The sequence below is a fragment of the Mycolicibacterium chengduense genome (assembly GCF_033741155.1).
GTDB lineage: Bacteria > Actinomycetota > Actinomycetes > Mycobacteriales > Mycobacteriaceae > Mycobacterium.
Genome location: NZ_JAWQNH010000005.1, coordinates 292516 through 311609 on the forward strand (window position 1 = coordinate 292516; position 19094 = coordinate 311609).

The 19094-nt window shown below is 65.7% G+C and carries 15 protein-coding genes, 1 tRNA gene and 1 pseudogene; 11 read left to right on the top strand and 6 right to left on the bottom strand.

Annotated elements, in window-relative coordinates; genetic code table 11:
* Positions 1-5 precede the first annotated feature (5 nt).
* Positions 6-932 (top strand): NAD(+) diphosphatase, encoded by a 927-nt coding sequence (nudC, locus tag SBI67_RS19965; protein WP_318982232.1) that lies wholly within the window; start codon positions 6-8, stop codon positions 930-932.
* A gap of 15 nt (positions 933-947) precedes the next feature.
* Here nudC and mrx1 read toward each other — a convergent pair whose 3' ends face one another.
* On the bottom strand, positions 948-1190 hold the full coding sequence (gene mrx1 / locus SBI67_RS19970; RefSeq protein WP_266045786.1) for a mycoredoxin Mrx1: 243 nt from the start codon (positions 1188-1190) through the stop codon (positions 948-950).
* A gap of 70 nt (positions 1191-1260) precedes the next feature.
* Between mrx1 and SBI67_RS19975 the strand changes: the two genes are divergently transcribed.
* The 3 genes from SBI67_RS19975 to SBI67_RS19985 all read left to right on the top strand — a co-directional run bounded on the left by SBI67_RS19975 (position 1261) and on the right by SBI67_RS19985 (position 4104).
* Positions 1261-3366 carry an ATP-dependent DNA helicase UvrD2 gene (locus SBI67_RS19975; RefSeq protein ID WP_318982233.1) on the top strand — a complete coding sequence of 702 codons (2106 nt, stop codon included), beginning with the start codon at positions 1261-1263 and terminating at the stop codon, positions 3364-3366.
* A gap of 118 nt (positions 3367-3484) precedes the next feature.
* Entirely contained in the window at positions 3485-3670 is a 186-nt protein-coding gene (locus SBI67_RS19980; RefSeq protein WP_318982234.1) for a hypothetical protein, read from the top strand.
* 155 nt (positions 3671-3825) lie between these two features.
* Positions 3826-4104 (top strand): WhiB family transcriptional regulator, encoded by a 279-nt coding sequence (locus SBI67_RS19985; RefSeq protein WP_318982235.1) that lies wholly within the window; start codon positions 3826-3828, stop codon positions 4102-4104.
* Between the two features lie 14 nt (positions 4105-4118).
* Here the strand turns inward: SBI67_RS19985 and SBI67_RS19990 are convergent, their stop codons facing one another.
* The 3 genes from SBI67_RS19990 to SBI67_RS20000 are packed head-to-tail and all read right to left on the bottom strand — an operon-like array spanning position 4119 to position 7709.
* On the bottom strand, positions 4119-5456 hold the full coding sequence (locus tag SBI67_RS19990) for a macrolide-binding ATPase MABP-1 (RefSeq protein WP_318982236.1): 1338 nt from the start codon (positions 5454-5456) through the stop codon (positions 4119-4121).
* A 16-nt stretch (positions 5457-5472) separates the two neighbouring features.
* A complete protein-coding gene (locus SBI67_RS19995) occupies positions 5473-6318 on the bottom strand; it encodes a cyclodehydratase (RefSeq protein WP_318982237.1) in 846 nt (281 codons plus the stop codon).
* A gap of 35 nt (positions 6319-6353) precedes the next feature.
* A complete protein-coding gene (locus SBI67_RS20000) occupies positions 6354-7709 on the bottom strand; it encodes a zinc-dependent metalloprotease (protein ID WP_318982238.1) in 1356 nt (451 codons plus the stop codon).
* An 81-nt stretch (positions 7710-7790) separates the two neighbouring features.
* Here SBI67_RS20000 and SBI67_RS20005 point away from each other — a divergent pair, with 81 nt between their 5' ends.
* The 6 genes from SBI67_RS20005 to SBI67_RS20030 all read left to right on the top strand — a co-directional run bounded on the left by SBI67_RS20005 (position 7791) and on the right by SBI67_RS20030 (position 16042).
* Positions 7791-8831, top strand: a complete 1041-nt coding sequence (locus tag SBI67_RS20005) for a YlbL family protein (RefSeq protein WP_318982239.1) — start codon at positions 7791-7793, stop codon at positions 8829-8831.
* 87 nt (positions 8832-8918) lie between these two features.
* Positions 8919-11918, top strand: a complete 3000-nt coding sequence (locus tag SBI67_RS20010; RefSeq protein ID WP_318982240.1) for a UPF0182 family protein — start codon at positions 8919-8921, stop codon at positions 11916-11918.
* Positions 11919-12074: 156 nt separating this feature from the next.
* Positions 12075-13469: an FAD-binding oxidoreductase gene (locus SBI67_RS20015; RefSeq protein ID WP_318982241.1), complete on the top strand. Its 1395-nt coding sequence runs from the start codon at positions 12075-12077 to the stop codon at positions 13467-13469.
* A 51-nt stretch (positions 13470-13520) separates the two neighbouring features.
* Positions 13521-13594, top strand: a tRNA-Met gene (locus tag SBI67_RS20020).
* Between the two features lie 473 nt (positions 13595-14067).
* Positions 14068-14973 (top strand): hypothetical protein, encoded by a 906-nt coding sequence (locus SBI67_RS20025; protein WP_318982242.1) that lies wholly within the window; start codon positions 14068-14070, stop codon positions 14971-14973.
* A complete protein-coding gene (locus tag SBI67_RS20030; protein WP_318982243.1) occupies positions 14945-16042 on the top strand; it encodes a three-Cys-motif partner protein TcmP in 1098 nt (365 codons plus the stop codon). The genes SBI67_RS20025 and SBI67_RS20030 overlap by 29 nt, the downstream gene beginning before the upstream one ends.
* On the opposite strand, the gene SBI67_RS20035 is transcribed toward SBI67_RS20030, so the two are convergent.
* Entirely contained in the window at positions 16039-16785 is a 747-nt protein-coding gene (locus SBI67_RS20035; protein ID WP_318982587.1) for a DUF5131 family protein, read from the bottom strand. The genes SBI67_RS20030 and SBI67_RS20035 overlap by 4 nt on opposite strands.
* Positions 16786-17048: 263 nt before the next feature.
* Positions 17049-17272 (bottom strand): annotated as a pseudogene (locus SBI67_RS20040) (helix-turn-helix domain-containing protein); the annotation flags it as partial.
* A gap of 219 nt (positions 17273-17491) precedes the next feature.
* Between SBI67_RS20040 and SBI67_RS20045 the strand changes: the two are divergent.
* Complete coding sequence (locus tag SBI67_RS20045; protein ID WP_318982244.1) at positions 17492-19087, top strand: DUF6119 family protein; 1596 nt, start codon at positions 17492-17494, stop codon at positions 19085-19087.
* Positions 19088-19094 lie beyond the last annotated feature (7 nt).

The window sequence follows — 19094 nt, forward strand, 5'->3', positions numbered from 1 at the left end:
ACCCGATGAGCGGCTTCACCCTGCGCAACGTCCCCCTGCTGTCCCGGATCGGCGCCGACCGCGACGATCAGGTGCGCACCGATATCGACGCCGCGATCGCCGGCTGGCCGGACGCGGCCGTGCTGTATGTCGACCGGCGCAACCAGGTGCTGATCTCCGGCGGGAGCGTGGTGCTGAGCACGACGACCGCGCTCGGCGCCACCCCGCCCGCCGATGCGGTGTTCCTCGGCACCGTGGCCGGCGGCCGGCATGTCTGGGCGATCCGAGGCGCCCTGGAGGCTCCGCCCGGCGATACCGTCGAGGCCGAGGTACTCGACCTGCGCCGCGCCGGACCGATCTTCGACGACGCCAGCGCCCAACTGGTCGCCACCGCGACGGCGCTGCTGAATTGGCATGACGCCGCCCGGTTCAGTCCGGTCGACGGTGCACCGACCAAGACCGTCAAGGCCGGCTGGGCGCGCATCAACCCGGTCAACGGCCACGAGGAATTCCCGCGCATCGACCCGGCGATCATCTGTCTGGTGCACGACGGCCACGATCGGGCGGTGCTGGCTCGCCAGACCCTGTGGCCGGAGCGGCTGTTCTCGCTGCTGGCCGGATTCGTGGAGGCGGGGGAGTCCTTCGAGTCCTGTGTGCAACGCGAGATCGCCGAAGAGATCGGGCTGAACGTCAGCGACATCCACTACCTGGGCAGCCAGCCGTGGCCGTTCCCGCGCTCGCTGATGGTCGGGTTCCACGCCATCGGTGACCCGGAGCAGCCGTTCGCGTTCAACGACGGTGAGATCGCCGAGGCCGAGTGGTTCACCCGGGCTCAGGTGCGTGAGGCCCTCGAGCACGGTGACTGGAACAGCGATTCCTCATCGCGGCTGCTGCTGCCGGGATCCATCTCGATCGCCAGGGAGATCATCGAGTCCTGGGCCTTCGCGAACTGACCGGCCCGGTGCGGCTCAGCCCAGCTTCGCCTTGACCTGCTTGATGCTCGGGTTGGTCAGCGTGGAGCCGTCGGCGAACTTCACCGTCGGAACCACGTGGTTGCCGCCATTGACCGAGCCGACGAACTCCGCCGCGGCCGGATCGCCCTCGATATCGATCTCCGTCCACGAGATGCCCTCGGCCTTCAGGGCGGTCTTCAGGCGGGAGCAGTAGCCACACCACGACGTGGTGTACATGGTCAACGCAGGGCTAGTCATAGTCCCTACAACGTAGTCGACCACCGTCGAATGCCCGGTGGGTGCGCGGTGGTTGTCACATCGTGCTGCCATGATGGACGCCATGCCGTCCGTCGACAGCCTGCTCGGCGACCTCGACGACGAACAGCGCGAGGCCGTCGTGGCGCCCCGTGGCCCGGTCTGTGTGCTGGCCGGTGCCGGTACCGGTAAGACCCGCACCATCACCCGCCGCATCGCGCACCTGGTGGCGGCCGGCCATGTCGCGCCGGGCCAGGTGCTCGCGGTGACGTTCACCGCGCGGGCGGCCGGTGAGATGCGCGGTCGGCTGCGCACCCTCGGTGAGCAGTCCGGGGTGCCCACGTCGGCAGTGCAGGCGGTCACCTTTCACGCCGCCGCCCGCAGGCAGTTGCAGTACTTCTGGCCCCGCGTCGTCGGCAACACCGACTGGCAGCTGCTGGACAGCAAGTTCGCGGTGGTGGCCCAGGCAGCCAATCGCGCTGCGCTGCACGCCAGTACCGATGATGTGCGGGACCTGGCCGGGGAGATCGAATGGGCCAAGGCGTCACTGATCACCCCGGAGGGATACGCGGATGCGGTGGCCAAGGCGGCCCGCGACATCCCGTTCGACGCCGCCACGGTGGCCAAGGTGTACGACGCCTACGAAAACCTCAAGACCCACCGGGACGGCACCGCGCTGCTGGACTTCGACGATCTGCTGCTGCACACCGCGGCCGCGATCGAGAACGACGCCGCGGTGGCCGGCGAATTCCGGGACCGGTACCGATGTTTCGTCGTCGACGAGTACCAGGACGTCACCCCGCTGCAACAGCGGGTGCTCAACGCCTGGCTCGGCGAACGCGACGATCTGACGGTGGTCGGCGACGCCAACCAGACCATCTACTCGTTCACCGGGGCCACCCCGCGCTTCCTGCTCGACTTTTCGCGGCGGTTCCCGGAGGCCACGGTGGTGCGCCTGGAGCGGGACTACCGGTCCACCCCGCAGGTGGTGTCCCTGGCCAACCGGGTCATCGCGGCGGCCCGCGGCCGGATGGCCGGCAGCAAGCTGCACCTGGTCGGCCAGCGCGATCCCGGCCCAAAACCGTCATTCAGCGAGCACTCCGACGAGGCGGCCGAGGCCGCGGCGGTGGCCAAACGGGTCGGCTCCCTGATCGAATCCGGAACACCGGCGGCGGAGATCGCGGTGCTGTACCGGATCAACGCGCAGTCCGAGGTGTACGAGGAGGCGCTCACCGAGGCCGGCATCGCGTTCCAGGTGCGCGGCGGGGAAGGGTTCTTCAGCCGCCAGGAGGTGCGCCAGGCGTTGTTGGCCATGCAGCGTGCCGCCGGCGCCGAGCACGAGGGCGAGCTGCCGCAGGTGGTGCGCGCGCTGTTGGAGCCGCTCGGGCTGACCGCGCAACCCCCGGCCGGTACCAAGGCCAGGGAGCGGTGGGAGGCGCTGGCCGCGCTGGCCGAATTGGTGGACGACGAAGTGGCCCAACGGCCTTCGCTGGATCTGCGGGCGCTGTTGGCCGAGCTTCGGCAGCGCGCCGAGTCCCGTCATCCACCGGTGGTGCAGGGTGTCACGCTGGCGTCGCTGCACGCGGCCAAGGGCCTGGAATGGGATGCGGTCTTCCTGGTCGGCCTCACCGACGGCACGCTGCCCATCTCGCACGCGCTGGCCCACGGGGCCGACAGCGAGGCGGTGGAAGAGGAGCGCCGCCTGCTGTACGTCGGAATTACCAGGGCCAGAGTTCATTTGAACCTGAGTTGGGCGCTGGCCAGGGCCGCGGGCGGCAGGCAGGGGCGCCGGCCGTCCCGGTTCCTGAACGGGGTGGCGCCGCAGACCCCGGCCGACTCCCCGGTAGGGCGGTCGCGCAGACCTCGCGGTCCGGCGCCGCGCTGCCGGGTGTGCAACAAGGTGCTCGACACCGCGGCGGCGATCACGCTGCGACGCTGTGAGAGTTGCCCGTCCGATCTGGACGAGTCGTTGCTGGCCGCGCTCAAAGAGTGGCGGCTGCGCACCGCCAAGGAGCTGAACGTACCGGCCTATGTGGTGTTCACCGACAACACCCTGATCGCCATCGCCGAGACCCTGCCGACCGACGAGTCGGCGTTGGTGTCCATCCCGGGTATCGGCGCTCGCAAGCTGGAGCAGTACGGGCCCGACGTGTTGGAGCTGGTCAAGAATCGGTCATGACACCCACAGATCCTGCCAAAACCGCAGGTCAGAAAATCGCTTGTGGGTTTGTGCTGTTACGCTCTAGTCTCAAGATCACCAAATCTGTGCGGCTCGGCGAAAGGAGGGGAGCGACATCATGATCAACATTCACGCCATGTCCGGCGTAGCCGTCGACGGAATGTCTGTGCGCTCCCTGCTGCCCGTGCAGCCCGCTGCGCCGGCCGTCCATCGAGCTGGTTGGGCGCCCGCTGCCGCCAACCCGCAGCTCAAGCGCCGCACCGCCGCCGCGACATCAAGGTCCGTGAAACGGGGCACCACCTAGGTAGGCCCCCACAACGCCGAAACGGCCACGGACCCGAAGTCACAACGGATCCGTGGCCATTGTTTTCGGGAAATCCGATCTGGAACCCCGAACACCTGGTCACCGGTCCGAATCAAGACCGACACCGACACAACGACCAGGAAGTAGGGAAAGACATGTCGGAACTGACATGCCAAGAACTCGAACTGCCCGCGGTGCCGTGCCATGGGGGGAATCCTGACCTGTGGTTCGCCGAGAGCCCGGTCGAACTGGAGCAGGCCAAGGCGCTGTGTGCCGACTGCCCCATTCGCAGCCTGTGCTTGTCCGAGGCCTTGGCGCGCCAGGAGCCGTGGGGCGTCTGGGGCGGCGAGATCATCGAGCGCGGCGCCATCGTGGCGCGTAAGCGTCCGCGTGGCCGCCCGCGCAAGGACACCAGGGAAGGCCAGGCGGCCTAGCTTCGGCTAGGCCGTCAGGCCGTCTCGTCGTCGGCGAAGCCCGGAACCAGTTCTGTCGCAATGGCTTTCACTGGAACATGGGCATCGAGCTGACAGCAGATGGCGATCGTCGAGGCGATCACCCGCAGCGGGATGGCCAGCTGCGCCGGTAGGTCGAGTTGGCGGGCCATCTTGATCTGGGCCACCGAGTTGTCCATCTGGCCGGCGGCCATCTTCTGCAGCCAGCGGCGGTTGTAGTGGAAGACGTCGACTTCGATGGGCTGGACGTACTGGCGCAGCATGTCGTCGACCTCCTGGGCCGAGACTTGTTGACCCTTCTGGATGAAACCGGCGGCCTCCATGGCCGGCAGCGCCTCGTCGTAGTTCTTGTCCCGCGCCAGCCGGATCGTGGTGCCCAGTGCCACCGGGAAACCGCCCGGCAGCGGTGCCACTGCGCCGAAGTCGATGACGCCCATCCGGCCGTCGGGCAGCAGCATGAAATTCCCGGGATGCGCGTCGCCGTGCATCAGGCCGAGCCGCTTGGGCGCGCCGAAGGTCAGTTCGGTCAGCCGGGTACCCATCAGGTCCCGCTGTTCGGGTGTGCCATCGCGGATGATCACCGACATGGGGATGCCGTCCATCCATTCGGCGATCACCACTTTCGGCGCACTGGCCACGATGTGCGGCACCGCGAAATGCGGGTCGTTCTCGTAGGCCTTGGCGAAGGCGCGCTGGTTGTCGGCTTCGAGCCGGTAGTCCAACTCCTCCTCGGCGCGCTGGATCAGCTCGTCCACCACGCCCTCCACGTCGGCGCCGGGTGCCAACTGCTTGAACACCCCGACGAGCCGCTGGATGGTCTTGAGATCGGCGCGTAGCGCCTCGTCGGCGCCCGGGTACTGGATCTTGACGGCGACCTCGCGGCCGTCGGACCAGATCGCCTTGTGCACCTGCCCGATGCTGGCCGAGGCCACCGGGGTGTCGTCGAACGAGGCGAACCGGTCCCGCCACTTGGTGCCCAATTGGGCGTCGAGGACGCGGTGTACCTTGGCCGCCGGCAACGGCGGCGCTTCGCGCTGCAGCTTGGTCAGCGCTTCCCGGTACGGCTTGCCGTACTGCTCGGGGATGGCGGCTTCCATCACCGAGAGCGCCTGGCCGACCTTCATCGCGCCGCCCTTGAGCTCACCGAGCACGGTGAACAACTGCTGGGCCGCCTTGTCCATCAACTCGGCGGTGACCTCGTCCTTGGACTTGCCGGTCAGGCGCTTGCCGATCCCGAGCGCTGCCCGGCCGGCGAATCCGACCGGCAGGGTCGCGAGCTTGGCGTTGCGGGCAACGCTCCCACGCTTGATATCAGCCACGCATCCATCATCCACGACGCACCTGAATAGGTCAGCAGGGACAACCCGGATGCCGTGACCAACGGCGCGCCAGCACCGATCCGCTACCGACGTCGAACTCCAGGGTGGTGTCCAGGGTCATCGGCGGTTCCGGGGCGTCATCCGGTGGGTCCGAATCGGCGCAGCGCATGGCGCGGACCACCCGGTCCACCTGGTTGAGCGCCAGCGCGGCGGTGCCCATCAGGGTGGCGCGATCGGCGGAACCGACGGTGTGCCGCAACTGGGCGGCGACCGCCGGCCAGGCGGCGTCGCGGTCCCGGCGGTGCCGGTCGGCGCAGGCCAGACACGAGGTGACCCCGGGAATCACCAGCGGCCCGACCAACCCCGTGCCGTCGCGCACCCGCACCGGCAGGTGTGGCAGCTCGGCCGCATGCAGATCGCGCACCACCCGCGGATCGACGACCAGGGCATCGGTGAGCAGCACCAGGTCGGCGTGATCGGTGCTCACGACGGCATGCGGTCGGCTGCTCTGGGTGACGCGGTTACCCGAGCATCTCAGCGCCCCGGCCAGCAGGTCGGACAGCGGCCCACGCCCGTGGATGCGGATGGTCACCGACCGCGCCGCGGAGTGCCCGACGGTCAGCACCCCGGCTCGGCGCAGCGCATCGAGCAGGTCGGCCACGGCAGACTCCGGCATTCCCAGCGCGGCGGCACGCGCCGAGAGTTCGTCCCTGGTCACCGCCGTGTGCATACCGCGCAGCACGTCGGCCACGGCGGCGGCACTCACCCCGGCCTGCGGATGCACCACCACGGCGCGGCGCGGGTCCCAGCCCACCTGCACGGTGTCATCCGGGCGCAGTAGCACCGGCATCGATGGATCGAGCAGATAGCGCCTCATGCACCGACTCTGCCACGGTCGGGCGGGCGCCGGTTTCAGTTATCCACAGGCCCGTCGGGGCCGGGCTTCCCGTCGTCTTCGAGCTCGGCCAGCGCCTGGTCGATGCCCGAGGTGTCACCGCCGATGGCCCGGTCGATGAAGGCGGCCGGCTCGTCGAGGTCGTCGGCGCCGGGCAGCAGGTCGGGATGCTGCCAGACCGCGTCGCGGGCGTCGGCCCCGACGGCGTCGGTCAGCTTCTCCCACAACGCGGCGGCCTCGCGCAGCTTGCGCGGCCGCAACTCCAGGCCCACCAGCGTGGCAAAGGTCTGCTCGGCCGGGCCGCCGGTGGCGCGGCGCCGGCGCAGCATCTCCGACAGGGCCGCGGTTCCGGGAATCCGGTCACCGAGCGCAGCGGTCACCACGGTCTGCACCCAGCCCTCGATGAGGGCGAGCAGGGTTTCCAGCCGCTCCAGCGCGGCAACCTGTTCGGGGGTGGCCTTCGGTTCGAAGATGCCCTGGTTGAGCAGCTGCTCCACGGCCGCCGGGTCGGCCAGCGCGGCCGGATTGATGCCGCTGGCCAGATCCTCGATCCCGCTCATGTCGATCTTCATGCCCTTGGCGAACGCCTCCACGGCGCTGAGCAGCTGGCTGGACAACCACGGGACATGGCTGAACAACCGGTGATGAGCGGCCTCACGGGCGGCCAGAAAGGTCAGCACCTCGCTGCGCGGCTGCTCCAGCCCCTCCGACAAACTCTCGACGGCTTCGGGCAGCAGGGCCGCCACGCCCTTGGGCCCCAAGGGCAGACCGATATCGGTGGAGGTCAGCACCTCCTTGGACAGCTTGCCCAGTGCCTGGCCGAGCTGGCTGCCGAAGGCCATCCCACCCATCTGCGACATCATCGCCAGCAGCGGACCCGCCATGGTCTTGGCTTCCTCGGGCAGCGCCGAGGCCCACACCGTGGAGATCTGTTCGGCGACCGGGTCGCACAACCGCTTCCAGGTGCCCAGCGTGTTGTCGATCCAGTCGGTCGGGGTCCAGGCCACCGCCTTCGTGGTGCCGGCCGGCAGCGCGGTCACCCCGTCGAGCCACGTCTCGGCCAGATGCACGGCATCGGCGATCGCGGCGCCGGTCTTCTCCGACACCGGAGCGACGAATCCGATCGAGCTGGACGCCAGCTGCCGGGCCAGGTCGTAGTTGACCGGACCGGCCTGCTGGCCGGTGTTCATCACATTGCCTGCGCCGCTGAACATTTCGCCGAGCTTGGTGAAGATCTGGCCCAGATCGGACATATCGAAGCCGGCGCCGCCGAGCCCGAACGGGTCCGCGCCCGATCCCGGGCCGGGGTTTTCTTTGCGCTTGTCACGCTCGGGGTCGTCCCCGCTGGAGAAGCCGAAGGGCAGGTCAGCCATGACTTCAACGGTACTCACCCCGGGCCGCGCAGGTGGGGCCGCGGGTCACGCTGTCGGTGAACGCGCTCTACTGTGGGCGGCGTGAACAGGCGGATTATGACGCTGGTGGTGGCGCTGGTGCCGATCGTGGCGTTCGGTGTGCTGCTGTCGTTGGTGACGGTCCCATACGTGTCGCTGGGGCCCGGCCCGACGTTCAACACCCTCGGTGAGGTGGACGGCAAGCAGGTCGTCGACATCAAGAGCACCGACAGCACCGCCGGCTCGATCGTCCATCCCACCTCGGGCCACCTCAACATGACCACGGTGTCCCAGCGCGACGGCCTGACCCTGGGGGAGGCCCTGGCGCTGTGGATGTCCGGACGCGATCAGCTGGTGCCCCGCGATCTGGTGTATCCGCCGGACAAGTCCAAGGACGAGATCGACAAGGCCAACACCAACGAGTTCAAATCCTCGGAGGACAACGCCGAGTACGCCGCGTTGTCCTACCTGAAATACCCGAAGGCCGTCACGGTGGAGTCGGTGACCGATCCCGGCCCGTCGGCGGGCAAATTGCAGCCCGGTGACGCCATCGACATGGTCAACAATGTCGCGGTGCCCGATATGGCGGCCTTCCAGGCGATCGTGAAGGCCACCAAGCCGGGCGATCAGATGGTCATCGATTATCGGCGCAAGAATCAACCCGCCGGTACGGCCACCGTCACGCTCGGCTCCAATCCCGACCGGCCACACGGCTTCCTCGGCATCGCCGTGCTCGACGCCCCGTGGGCGCCGTTCGACATCGAGTTCAACCTCGCCAACATCGGCGGCCCCTCGGCCGGGCTGATGTTCAGCCTCGCCGTCGTCGACAAACTCACCACCGGTGACCTCAACGGCGGCAAGTTCGTCGCCGGCACCGGCACCATCAGCGCCGACGGTGCGGTCGGACCGATCGGCGGCATCACCCACAAGATGATGGCCGCCCAGGATGCCGGTGCCACGGTGTTCCTGGTGCCCGCCGACAACTGTGCCGAGGCGTTGACGGCCCGCGATGATCGGCTGCAGCTGGTCAAGGTGGACACCCTGAGCACTGCGGTGGACGCGCTGCACACCATTTCCGCCGGCGGCGAACCACCCCGATGCTGAGAATGCGCTTGGCGGGCCATGCGTAGAGTTGGTGCAGTTGAGGCCCCAGATGTGTCGGCGGCCACGGACCAGGACTGGAGTTGACGAGTGGGTATGCGGCCCGCGGCGCGAATGCCGAAGCTGACACGACGTAGCCGGATCCTCATCGGGGTGGCCCTGGTCGTCGTCTTGCTGCTGTTGGTGGGGCCACGGCTGATCGACACCTATGTCGACTGGCTTTGGTTCGGCGAGTTGGGCTACCGGTCGGTGTTCACCACCCGGCTGTTCACCGAGATCTCGCTGGCGCTGGTGGCCGCGGTGGTCATCGGTGCCCTGGTGTTCGCCGGTATGGCGCTGGCCTACCGCACCCGGCCGGTGTTCGTCCCCACCGCCGGGCCCAACGATCCGATCGCGCGGTACCGCACCACGGTGATGAGCCGGCTGCGGCTGTTCGGCATCGGCATCCCGGTGCTCATCGGCCTGGCCGCGGGCGCGTTCGCCTGGAACTCCTGGACCACGGTGCAGTTGTTCCTACACGGCGGCGATTTCGGGATCACCGATCCGCAGTTCGGCCGCGACCTCGGGTTCTACGCCTTCGACCTGCCGTTCTACCGGTGGGTGCTGAGCTTCCTGTTCTTCGGCGTCTTCTTGGCCTTCCTGGCAAACCTGGTGGGGCACTACCTGTTCGGGGGTATCCGGCTGTCCGGGCGCACCGGAGCACTCAGCCGGGCCGCGCGCATCCAACTGGTGGCGCTGGCCGGGACACTGGTGTTGTTCAAGGCGGCGGCCTACTGGCTGGACCGATATGAGCTGCTGAGCAACACCCGCGGCGGCAAACCGTTCACCGGCGCCGGCTACACCGATATCAACGCGGTGCTGCCGGCCAAGCTGATCCTGCTCGCCATCGCGTTGATCTGTGCGGCCGCGGTGTTCTCCGCACTGGTGCTGCGCGACCTGCGGATCCCCGCCATCGGCCTGGTGCTGTTGCTGCTGTCCTCGTTGATCGTCGGTGCGGGCTGGCCCATGATCGTCGAGCAGTTCAGCGTCAAACCCAATGCGGCGCAGAAGGAAAGCGAATACATCAGCCGCAGTATCACCGCCACCCGGCAGGCCTACGGGCTGACCGACGCGACGGTCACCTATCGCGATTACAGCGGCAACTCGCAGGCCACCGCCCAGCAGGTCGCCGCCGACCGCGCCACCACGTCGAACATCCGGCTGCTGGACCCGACCATCGTCAGTCCGGCGTTCACCCAGTTCCAGCAGGGCAAGAACTTCTACAGCTTCCCCGAGCAGCTGTCCATGGACCGCTATGTCGGGCCGGACGGCAACCTGCGTGACTTCGTCGTCGCCGCCCGCGAACTCAACCCGGAACGGCTGATCGACAACCAGCGCGACTGGATCAACCGGCACACCGTCTACACGCATGGCAACGGTTTCATCGCCTCGCCGGCCAACACGGTGCGCGGTATCGCCAACGACCCCAACCAGAACGGTGGTTATCCGGAGTTCCTGGCCAGTGTGGTCGGCGCCAACGGCAGTGTGGTCTCGCCCGGGCCCGCGCCGCTGGATCAGCCGCGCATCTACTTCGGTCCGGTGATCGCCAGCGCGCCCGGAGATTACGCGATCGTCGGCCGCAACGGTGGTGACCGCGAGTACGACTACGAGACCAACACCGAGACCAAGAACTACACCTACACCGGTGCCGGTGGCGTGCCGATCGGCAACTGGCTGGCCCGCAGCGTGTTCGCGGCCAAGTTCGCCGAACGGAACTTCCTGTTCTCCAACGTGATCGGCTCCAATAGCAAGATCCTGTTCAACCGTGACCCGGCGCAGCGCGTCGAGGCGGTGGCGCCGTGGCTGACCACCGACAACGGGGTGTACCCGGCGATCGTGAACAAGCGGCTGGTGTGGATCGTCGACGGTTACACCACCCTGGACAACTACCCGTATTCGGAGCTGACGTCGCTGTCGAGCGCCACCATCGACTCCAATGAGGTGGCGGTGAACCGGTTGCTGCCGGACAAGCAGGTGTCCTACATCCGCAACTCGGTGAAGGCCACCGTCGACGCCTATGACGGCACCGTGACCCTGTACGCGCAGGACGAGAACGATCCGGTGCTCAAGGCGTGGATGGCCGTGTTCCCGGGCACCGTCAAGCCCAAGAGCGACATCTCCCCGGAGTTGCAGGCCCACCTGCGTTACCCCGAGGACCTGTTCAAGGTGCAGCGCCAGTTGCTGGCCCGCTACCACGTCAACGATCCGGTGACGTTCTTCTCCACCTCGGACTTCTGGGATGTGCCGCTGGATCCGAACCCGACCGCCAGCAGCTATCAACCGCCGTACTACATCGTCGCCAAAGATATTGCCAAGAACGACAATTCGTCGTCGTTCCAGCTGACCAGTGCGATGAACCGGTTCCGAAGGGACTTCCTGGCCGCCTACATCAGCGCCAGCTCCGATCCGGCGACGTACGGCAAGATCACGGTGCTGACCATTCCCGGTCAGGTCAACGGGCCCAAGCTGGCGTTCAACGCGATCAGCACCGATACCGCGGTCAGCCAGGACCTCGGTGTCATCGGCCGGGACAACCAGAACCGGATCCGCTGGGGCAACCTGCTGACCCTGCCGGTCAGCGACGGTGGGCTGCTCTATGTGGCACCGGTGTACGCCTCGCCGGGTGCCAGTGATGCCGCATCGTCGTACCCGCGGCTGATCCGGGTGGCGATGATGTACAACGACAAGGTCGGTTACGGCCCGACCGTCGGCGATGCGCTGACCGAGCTCTTCGGCCCCGGCGCGGCGGCGACGGCCACCGGACCGGCTCCTGCCGATGCGAAACCGCCCACGGCGCAGCCACCGGCGGCGGGTCAGCAGCCCCCGGCCGCTCCGCCGCAGCAGGGCCAGGCACCCGAGGTGCCGGTGCCCGTGGCGGCCGTCCCCGGTGGCGCCGTGCAGCTCTCACCCGCCAAAGCCGCGGCGCTGCAGGACGTCAACGCCGCGCTGGATGCGGTGCAGCAGGCGCAGCGCGGCGGCAACTTCGCGGATTACGGCAACGCGCTGCAGAAGCTCGACGACGCCATGAACAAGTACCGCGACACCAAGTAGGTAGCGGCCGCCGGTTTGTGCGGTTTCCTACGCAACGCGCCGCCGCGCGCGTAGGAAACCGCACAACCGCGGGCCACGTGAACTGCATTCCAAGAAGTTCCCAAGTGGCATTGGGGATCCTTTCTGCCGTGATACGCGCATGGTGAAAGGACTCCGATGACCTTGGCCGACACCCTGGGCGACCCCCTGTCGACCCTGCCCGACCACTTCAGCGCACTCGTCGCGCTGCCCGGCGAACCCGGTTACGAACGCTGCCGCCCATGGAATCTCGCGGCGACGGTGCAGCCGGCGGCGGTGGTGTTCGCCACCGCGCCGCATCATGTCGCCGAGGCGGTGCGCTTCGCCGCCGAGCACGGGTTACGGGTGACGGTGCAGGCGACCGGGCACGGAGCCACCGTCGTCGACGACGACACCATCCTGGTGCTCACCTCGGCGATGACCGAATGCATGGTCGACGTCGCCGAGCGCACCGTGCGGGTGGCCGCCGGAGCCACCTGGCAGCAGGTGATCGACGCGGCGGCCCCGTACGGCCTGGCGCCGCTGTGCGGCTCGGCCCCCGGCGTGGGGGTGGTCGGGTTCCTGACCGGAGCCGGGGTGGGCCCGCTGGCGCGCAGCGTCGGGGTGTCCTCGGATTACGTGCGGTCCTTCGACGTCGTCACCGGGGCGGGGGAGCTGCTGCACGTGACGCCGGATCAGCATGCCGAACTGTTCTGGGGGTTGCGCGGCGGTAAGGCGACGCTCGGCGTCGTCACTGCTGTCGAGATCGAGCTGCTGCCGATCCCCGAATTCTACGGTGGTGCCCTGTATTTCGATGGGGAGGATGCGCCGGCCGTGCTGCGCGCGTGGTATGGCTGGTGCGCCGGGTTGCCCGAGAACGTCAACACCTCGATCGCGCTGCAGCAGTTGCCGCCGCTGCCCGGGGTGCCCGAGCCGCTGGCGGGCCGGCTGACGGTCGCCGTCCGGTACGCCGCCCTCGACGACTTCGCCGAGGGAGCAACGCTTTTGGAGCCACTGCGGGCGGCGGCGACGCCGGTGCTCGACACCGTGGAGGTGCTCCCGTACGCGGCGATCGGCGCCGTGCATGCCGACCCGGTCGAGCCGATGCCCGTGCACGAGGACCAGGCATTGCTGCGCGAGTTGACGTCCGAGGTGATCGACATCCTGCTGGCCGCGGCCGGACCCGGATCGGCCTCGGTGCAGACCATCGTCGAGGTCCGGCTGCTCGGCGGTGCGTATGCGCGGCAGGCCGAGCACAGCAGTGCGTTCTGCCACCGCAATGCCGCATACGCGGTCACCACCATCGGGGTGCCGGCCGGCCCGACCGCCGAGCTGGTGCCGGCCCAGGCGCGTGCCCTGATGCGGGCGCTGGCGCCGTGGTCGACGGGAGGCCAGCTGCCCAACTTCGCGCCGTCGGCCGATCGGCAGCGGCTGGCGCGGGTGTACGACGAGCAGACTCGGGGATGGCTGGCCGATCTGGCCGATCGGTTCGATCCCGCGGGGGTGTTCCGGACCGGTCAGGTGGTGCGTTCGGAGCCCCAAAACCACCTCTGAGCACACGATTTGGAGCTGCGCGCACCCCTTCGGTAACGTTGTGTTCACCGACGCGGGGTGGAGCAGCTCGGTAGCTCGCTGGGCTCATAACCCAGAGGTCGCAGGTTCGAATCCTGTCCCCGCTACTAGTGGGAACGACCCCCGGAGATTTCTCCGGGGGTCGTTTTTATGCCCGTCAGGAACACTTTTTATGCCCGTCGGGAACACTTTTGGGAATATTCGCGAAGCTATCGATTTCGTGCGAACAAGTTGGGAACGCGTCAGTGCTCCGCAGCGGCGCCAAGACAAATAAGTGCGCTTTCGGTGAGGGGACAGCGAGTCCATGGTGGACAACGCGCCGGTAGTCAACGGCTTCCTTCCGCTGGATTGCGTCGCGGCGCCGTCGAATGTGGCCGTTGCCGGCTCTCGCTGCCGTTGATGCCGTCCTCTACTTCGGTGTGAATCTGCTCTTGGCATAGAAGCCCACCCTTGGACGGGGTGTAGCAATATTGCCGCATAGTTGCTTGACGTACCGAGCGACATATGATTGGGTTTCTCACCGTGCGTAGCAATACTGCCGCAAAACGGCGATTCGGCCATCCGCCGAGGTGCCGGATTCATGGTTGATGGCGCGAGAAAAGAGGCACTGCTGCGGCTCGCGGGTCTGGTGACTGAGCGCCGCTGGGTGCAGCTCGGCTTTCGTCAAGATCAACTTGCGTATGGGCCATCTACGACGACCATGACCCAGATCGAAGCCGGGGTGCCAGTGTCGGACTTGTCCTATCGAAAACTTGACCAGAGCTTGGGTTGGCAAGAGGGAACGTGCAAGAGCATCTTGGCGGGAGGCGACCCGGCGGTCGTAGTAAGGCAGCCACCTCAACGCCTGGACCCGAAGCGAGACCTCTTTGGGGGCGGGCAGCCGCGTGATTTCGAAGCTGAGCTCGCGGCGATTCCAGTGACCAAAGTGGACACTTCGCCGCTCGCCGAATTGCTTCTCGCTAAGCGGACTTCGCCCGCGGAACGCACCTCCGAACAATGGGCTGTGATTCGTGCGGCAGATGAGCGTCGTCAACGGCAAGCAGCTGCTGCACAGCGTTTCGATGCTGAGCGACCGTTCATCGAGCTTGTTTGGGATGGCCAACGATTGGCAGCGCTGAAGAACGATGCGGACGTAGACGCCTACGTCCGAGAGGTCGAATCGGCAGTCGTTGGAATGGTTGGAATCGATCGACTGAACGATGCTCTGGATGCTCGACTGAGTGAGTGGATGCTTATCCGCGCCAACAAGGCAGGGGTGTTGCGCGAGTTCATGGATGAGGTTGATCGTCTGCGCGAGTCGGGTGTCGATGATCGCGATATCAACGCACTCTTGGCTGTGAAGCTGGACGAGCTGCTGCCCCGATCGCAGGGCCGTGAGACGGCCCAGTCGAAGTTTCGCCCTGGCGGCCGTGTGGTTGTTCGTACGGTCGACGAGGCCGGCGACGAAGAAAGCCAGGATGGCGGGGGTAGCGATGGGAGTGCCTAGGACGACCGTCTGGAAAATCGAGCCGCATACGCAGGCGAAGCACGAGATCCTAACCCGCTACCTGGACGCGTGGTTTCCGATCCTCGCCAGCTGGAACACGAAGGTGCTGTTCATTGATGGCTTCGCGGGGCCCGGCGGCTACGCGGACGGCCAGCCCGGCTCGCCTCTCCTAGCGATCGAGTCCGCCCGCAAGCGTGAGACGATGCTTGGCGACTCGACCGTGATGTTCTTGTTCAACGAGTTCGATAAGAAGCGCTACGCAGAGCTCGACGCACGCACCGACGAGGTCGACAAGGACCTACCGGAAAACTTTCACATTTATCTCCGAAACCTCGAATTCCGCGAGCTTGCAAACGAAATCATCGAAGGGCGCGGCGATGGTCGACTAGTTCCGACGTTCGCTTTCGTCGACCCGTTCGGGTGGTCCGGCGTGCCTCTGGAGCTGATCGCAAACCTGACACGCGACAAGAGATCGGAACTTTTCATCCTGTTCTCCTACAACAGCCTCAATCGTTGGATCGGTCATCCCGACCAGCAGGAGAACATGCAGGAATTGTTCGGCTGCGCAGACTATCGTCAGGCCGAAGGGCTCAATCCTCCGGACCGTAAACGCTTCCTAGCCGGTCTGTACGAGCGGCAACTTCGCACTGTCGGCAAGTTCGACTACGTAAGCCAGTTCGAGATGATCGAGAAGAACGGTCGTACAAGCTATTTCCTCTATCACTGCACCCGAAGCCTCAAAGGTCTGGAAGTGATGCGCTCTGCGATGTGGGCCATCGACCAACAGTCAGGGTGCCAATTCTCTGACCAGGTCGCCGGCCTCGAGCCGCTGTTCGACGGACCGCTCGCCTTCGATCTTGAAGAGCGACTGCTGGCGCAGTTCGCCGGCCAGCGCGTCCCGATCAGGACAGTGCAGGAGTTCGTGCTGACCGGAACGCGATTCGCCCCGGCTCACCTGAAGAAGCTGACGTTGAGGCCCATGCAGCAGAACGGCTTGATCGAGGTCTACGGAGACAGGATCAGACGCGGAACGTTCCCCGACCGCTGCGAGATCGAGTTCCTCGCCTAGATCGCGATCCGATCTGGCATCTCGTTCCACAGCTCGCCGTCGAGCTCTCGGCCGAGCGCCTTCGGCGTGCGACCGCCCCACTGTTTGAAGAAGAACGCGACACCGGCGTCGCCGCATATATCGCGGATGCCCCGAACCCAGTTAACGTCGACCGGCCGGTAATTCGGACCGGACTCACCTCCAGCGATGACCCACTGAATACCGCCGAGCTCTAGGCCGTCGAGGGGCCCGATCAACGGCTCACAGGATAGGAAGCGCACCGCCGCCGGCACTTCCCGAAGGTGGTCGACGCGCGGGAGCGCCTCTGCGTTCTCGACCGAGACACCCATCCACAGATTCGACGGCCAGTCAAGCTTGTCGGCTATCCGGCGAAGCCGGAGACTGCGCTTAGTCAACACCTGGTAGGTGTGGTGCGGCGTGTCCCGGCACACGTCGAAGACGTCGCGGATGAAGCTGACTGGAACTCGGGCGTGGAAGAGGTCGCTCATCGAATTGACGAACACGACTCGAGGCTGGCGCCATCGGTGCGGCTCATCCAGCGCCTCAGGGTGGATCGTGATGCCGAACCCGGGCCCGGACGTCCGCGGGTCGCCGTCATTCTGATATTTCGCAGACCCCATCGCCTTGAGCCGCTTGGCGAGGGTCATGGCGTAGCAGTGGTCACAGCCGGCGGAAATCCGGTCGCATCCGGTGACGGGGTTCCAGGTTGCTTCGGTCCACTCAATTGCTGATCTATCGGCCATCTCAGTCCCCATCTTGGATTCGAACACATGTTCGACTACCTGCAGCTTATCTGACTCACGGTAAATGGCAACCCTGTAATTCCTGGTCAGGCCGTTACTCGTGTCGGATCCCTAACATAGCGTCCGCGGCTCGGCTGTTAAGGAATCAATCCGTATGACGCCAAGTCGATCACAGGTCGAATCGGGAACAGTCATGGTGGCCGTTTGGAGCCCGGGCTCCAAAGTTGAATAGCAGCACCACCGCAAAAGCGGAGTGGCGCAGCTCAAGTGGTCAACTCCACGGTCCTTTCGTCAAACTCCGCGACGACCCGGAGACTCCCACCGGGCGCAGCCACATACCACTCCAGCGTCCCCATCTCGGTGTGCGACAGGTCGCCGGACTGAAGCTTCGACACCCAGGCCTACGAAACGCCCATGAGGCGGCAATGTCGGCCTGCCGTGCGTGATGCGCCTTGCGGGCGTCGGCGAGGCGCTGCGCCTGGACGGCGGACATCGCTATGGGCAGGGAATCGACGGAAACGCTCGTGGCGGACGTGCCGACGTCCCGGGCCGATCCGGAATAATCCGAGCGGCCGAATGCGAGCGAAGTGGCGAATTCACTCGGCTGCGGGCGCTAGGCTTTCCGGCACTTGTGATTGCATTAGTAAGGCGTCGGGGGTGTTTAAGTGAGTAAGTTGATGCGTTGCTCGCGTGGGGTGACCGTCTGATGAAGGTCCAACGACTTACTGTCTTTCTGCTGCAACCAATTTCGGAACCGATCGATGCCATAGCGGAAGGTAAGTCTCCCAAGGCGGTCCCCTTAGATGCCGCTAGCGGCATTACTGGAGCGCTTTACTATCTCCCGAAGCCTCCTCGTCCGCCCGCTTGGATTTCGTTTGTGAAGGAGGTCGCTCCCTCATTCCCCGATCTAATGTCGTCCTCGGCATCCGGAGTCATGATTGTGGAGGCACATGGCCGGCATTTCGCGCTCACGTTCGGTTATGGTCGTGGCCTTCTTGACATGTCAAAGATCGAAAGGCAATTCGGACTCCGTGTGGCGTTGAATCGCATTGATTCGCAGCAGCTTCGGAGTATGGACACTAAAACGTTCGAAGACTTGGTGGTGACCCGGACGCTACAGGCAAGCAAGAGCACCGATCTGCCGACGTTTGGCATAGACATTTCGAAAGATATCCTCCGAGCGGTAACTGGTGAACCGCGAGACACGTCCTTATCGAGACGGCTTTCTGGTGCCGATGCTCTTGTCTTTGGAACCACCAAGAAAGCTTCCGAGATATCGAAGGTGCTCGGCGAGTTACTAGAAGCGTTCGACGAGGACACCTATAAGGAGAGCTTCGGCTGGATAGACCACCTGTCGCTGGTCGCAGACGTCGCCATGATCGCTACTCTCGACGAGTTGCTCGCTCAGCAGCTCGCTGCAGGCGACACCGGTGCGACGCACATGGCGATGCCGGAGCCGATCGGGTGGGAAGATATCGAGTCGTTCAGGATCACGGGCAGCCAAACAGTCTTTCCGGATCTGGATTTGGACGAATACCTCAAATCACTTGGAGACCGTCGGTCGAGCATTACCGTCAGCATCCTGAAGGGACGTCGAGTATCCCTGAAGTTTCTTCGTTCCAATGAGTACGACGGCCGCTGGACGCTTTATAACTGCCTGATCTCGGAACAGCGGGTCAGCGATAAGTTGTACGTGCTCATCGAGGGTCGATGGCTCGCAGTGAGTCAGACGCTTGCAGAAGAAGTTGACGCGTACGCGGCGGCGCTGCCCGAAAGCGCTGTGACCCTGGTGCGGTCGAATGCTGGCGAGACCGAGCCTGTGTACAACAAGCGGATGGAGAGCGAGGCCCCGACGGAAGTGCTCTGCTTAGATGCCAAGATCAAGACGCCAGGTGGCGCCGCGTCCGGCATTGAACTCTGCGATATCCTTTCGATTCGTGGTGAATTCGTTCACATCAAGCGCAAGTCGCGGTCGTCCACACTCAGTCACCTGTTCGCCCAGGGTTTGGTCAGCGCAACGACGTTCGTAAGCGACGGTGTCTACCGCGACGCGGTTCGCGCGGAGATCGAGAGTTCAGTCGATCCGGCGGAGCGAGATAAGTGGCTCAGTCTCATTCCTTCGGGCGCAGAGACCGTCGATCGGTCGATGTACACCGTGTCGTACGGAGTGATCGCGAAGTCGACGAAGCCTGGTGTGGACTGGCTTCCTTTCTTCAGCAAGCTCAACTTGATGCAGCAGGGAAAGCAGATACAAAGCCTTGGCTTCCGGCTTTCGATATCGCGAATCGACATCGGATCGTGAGTGACTG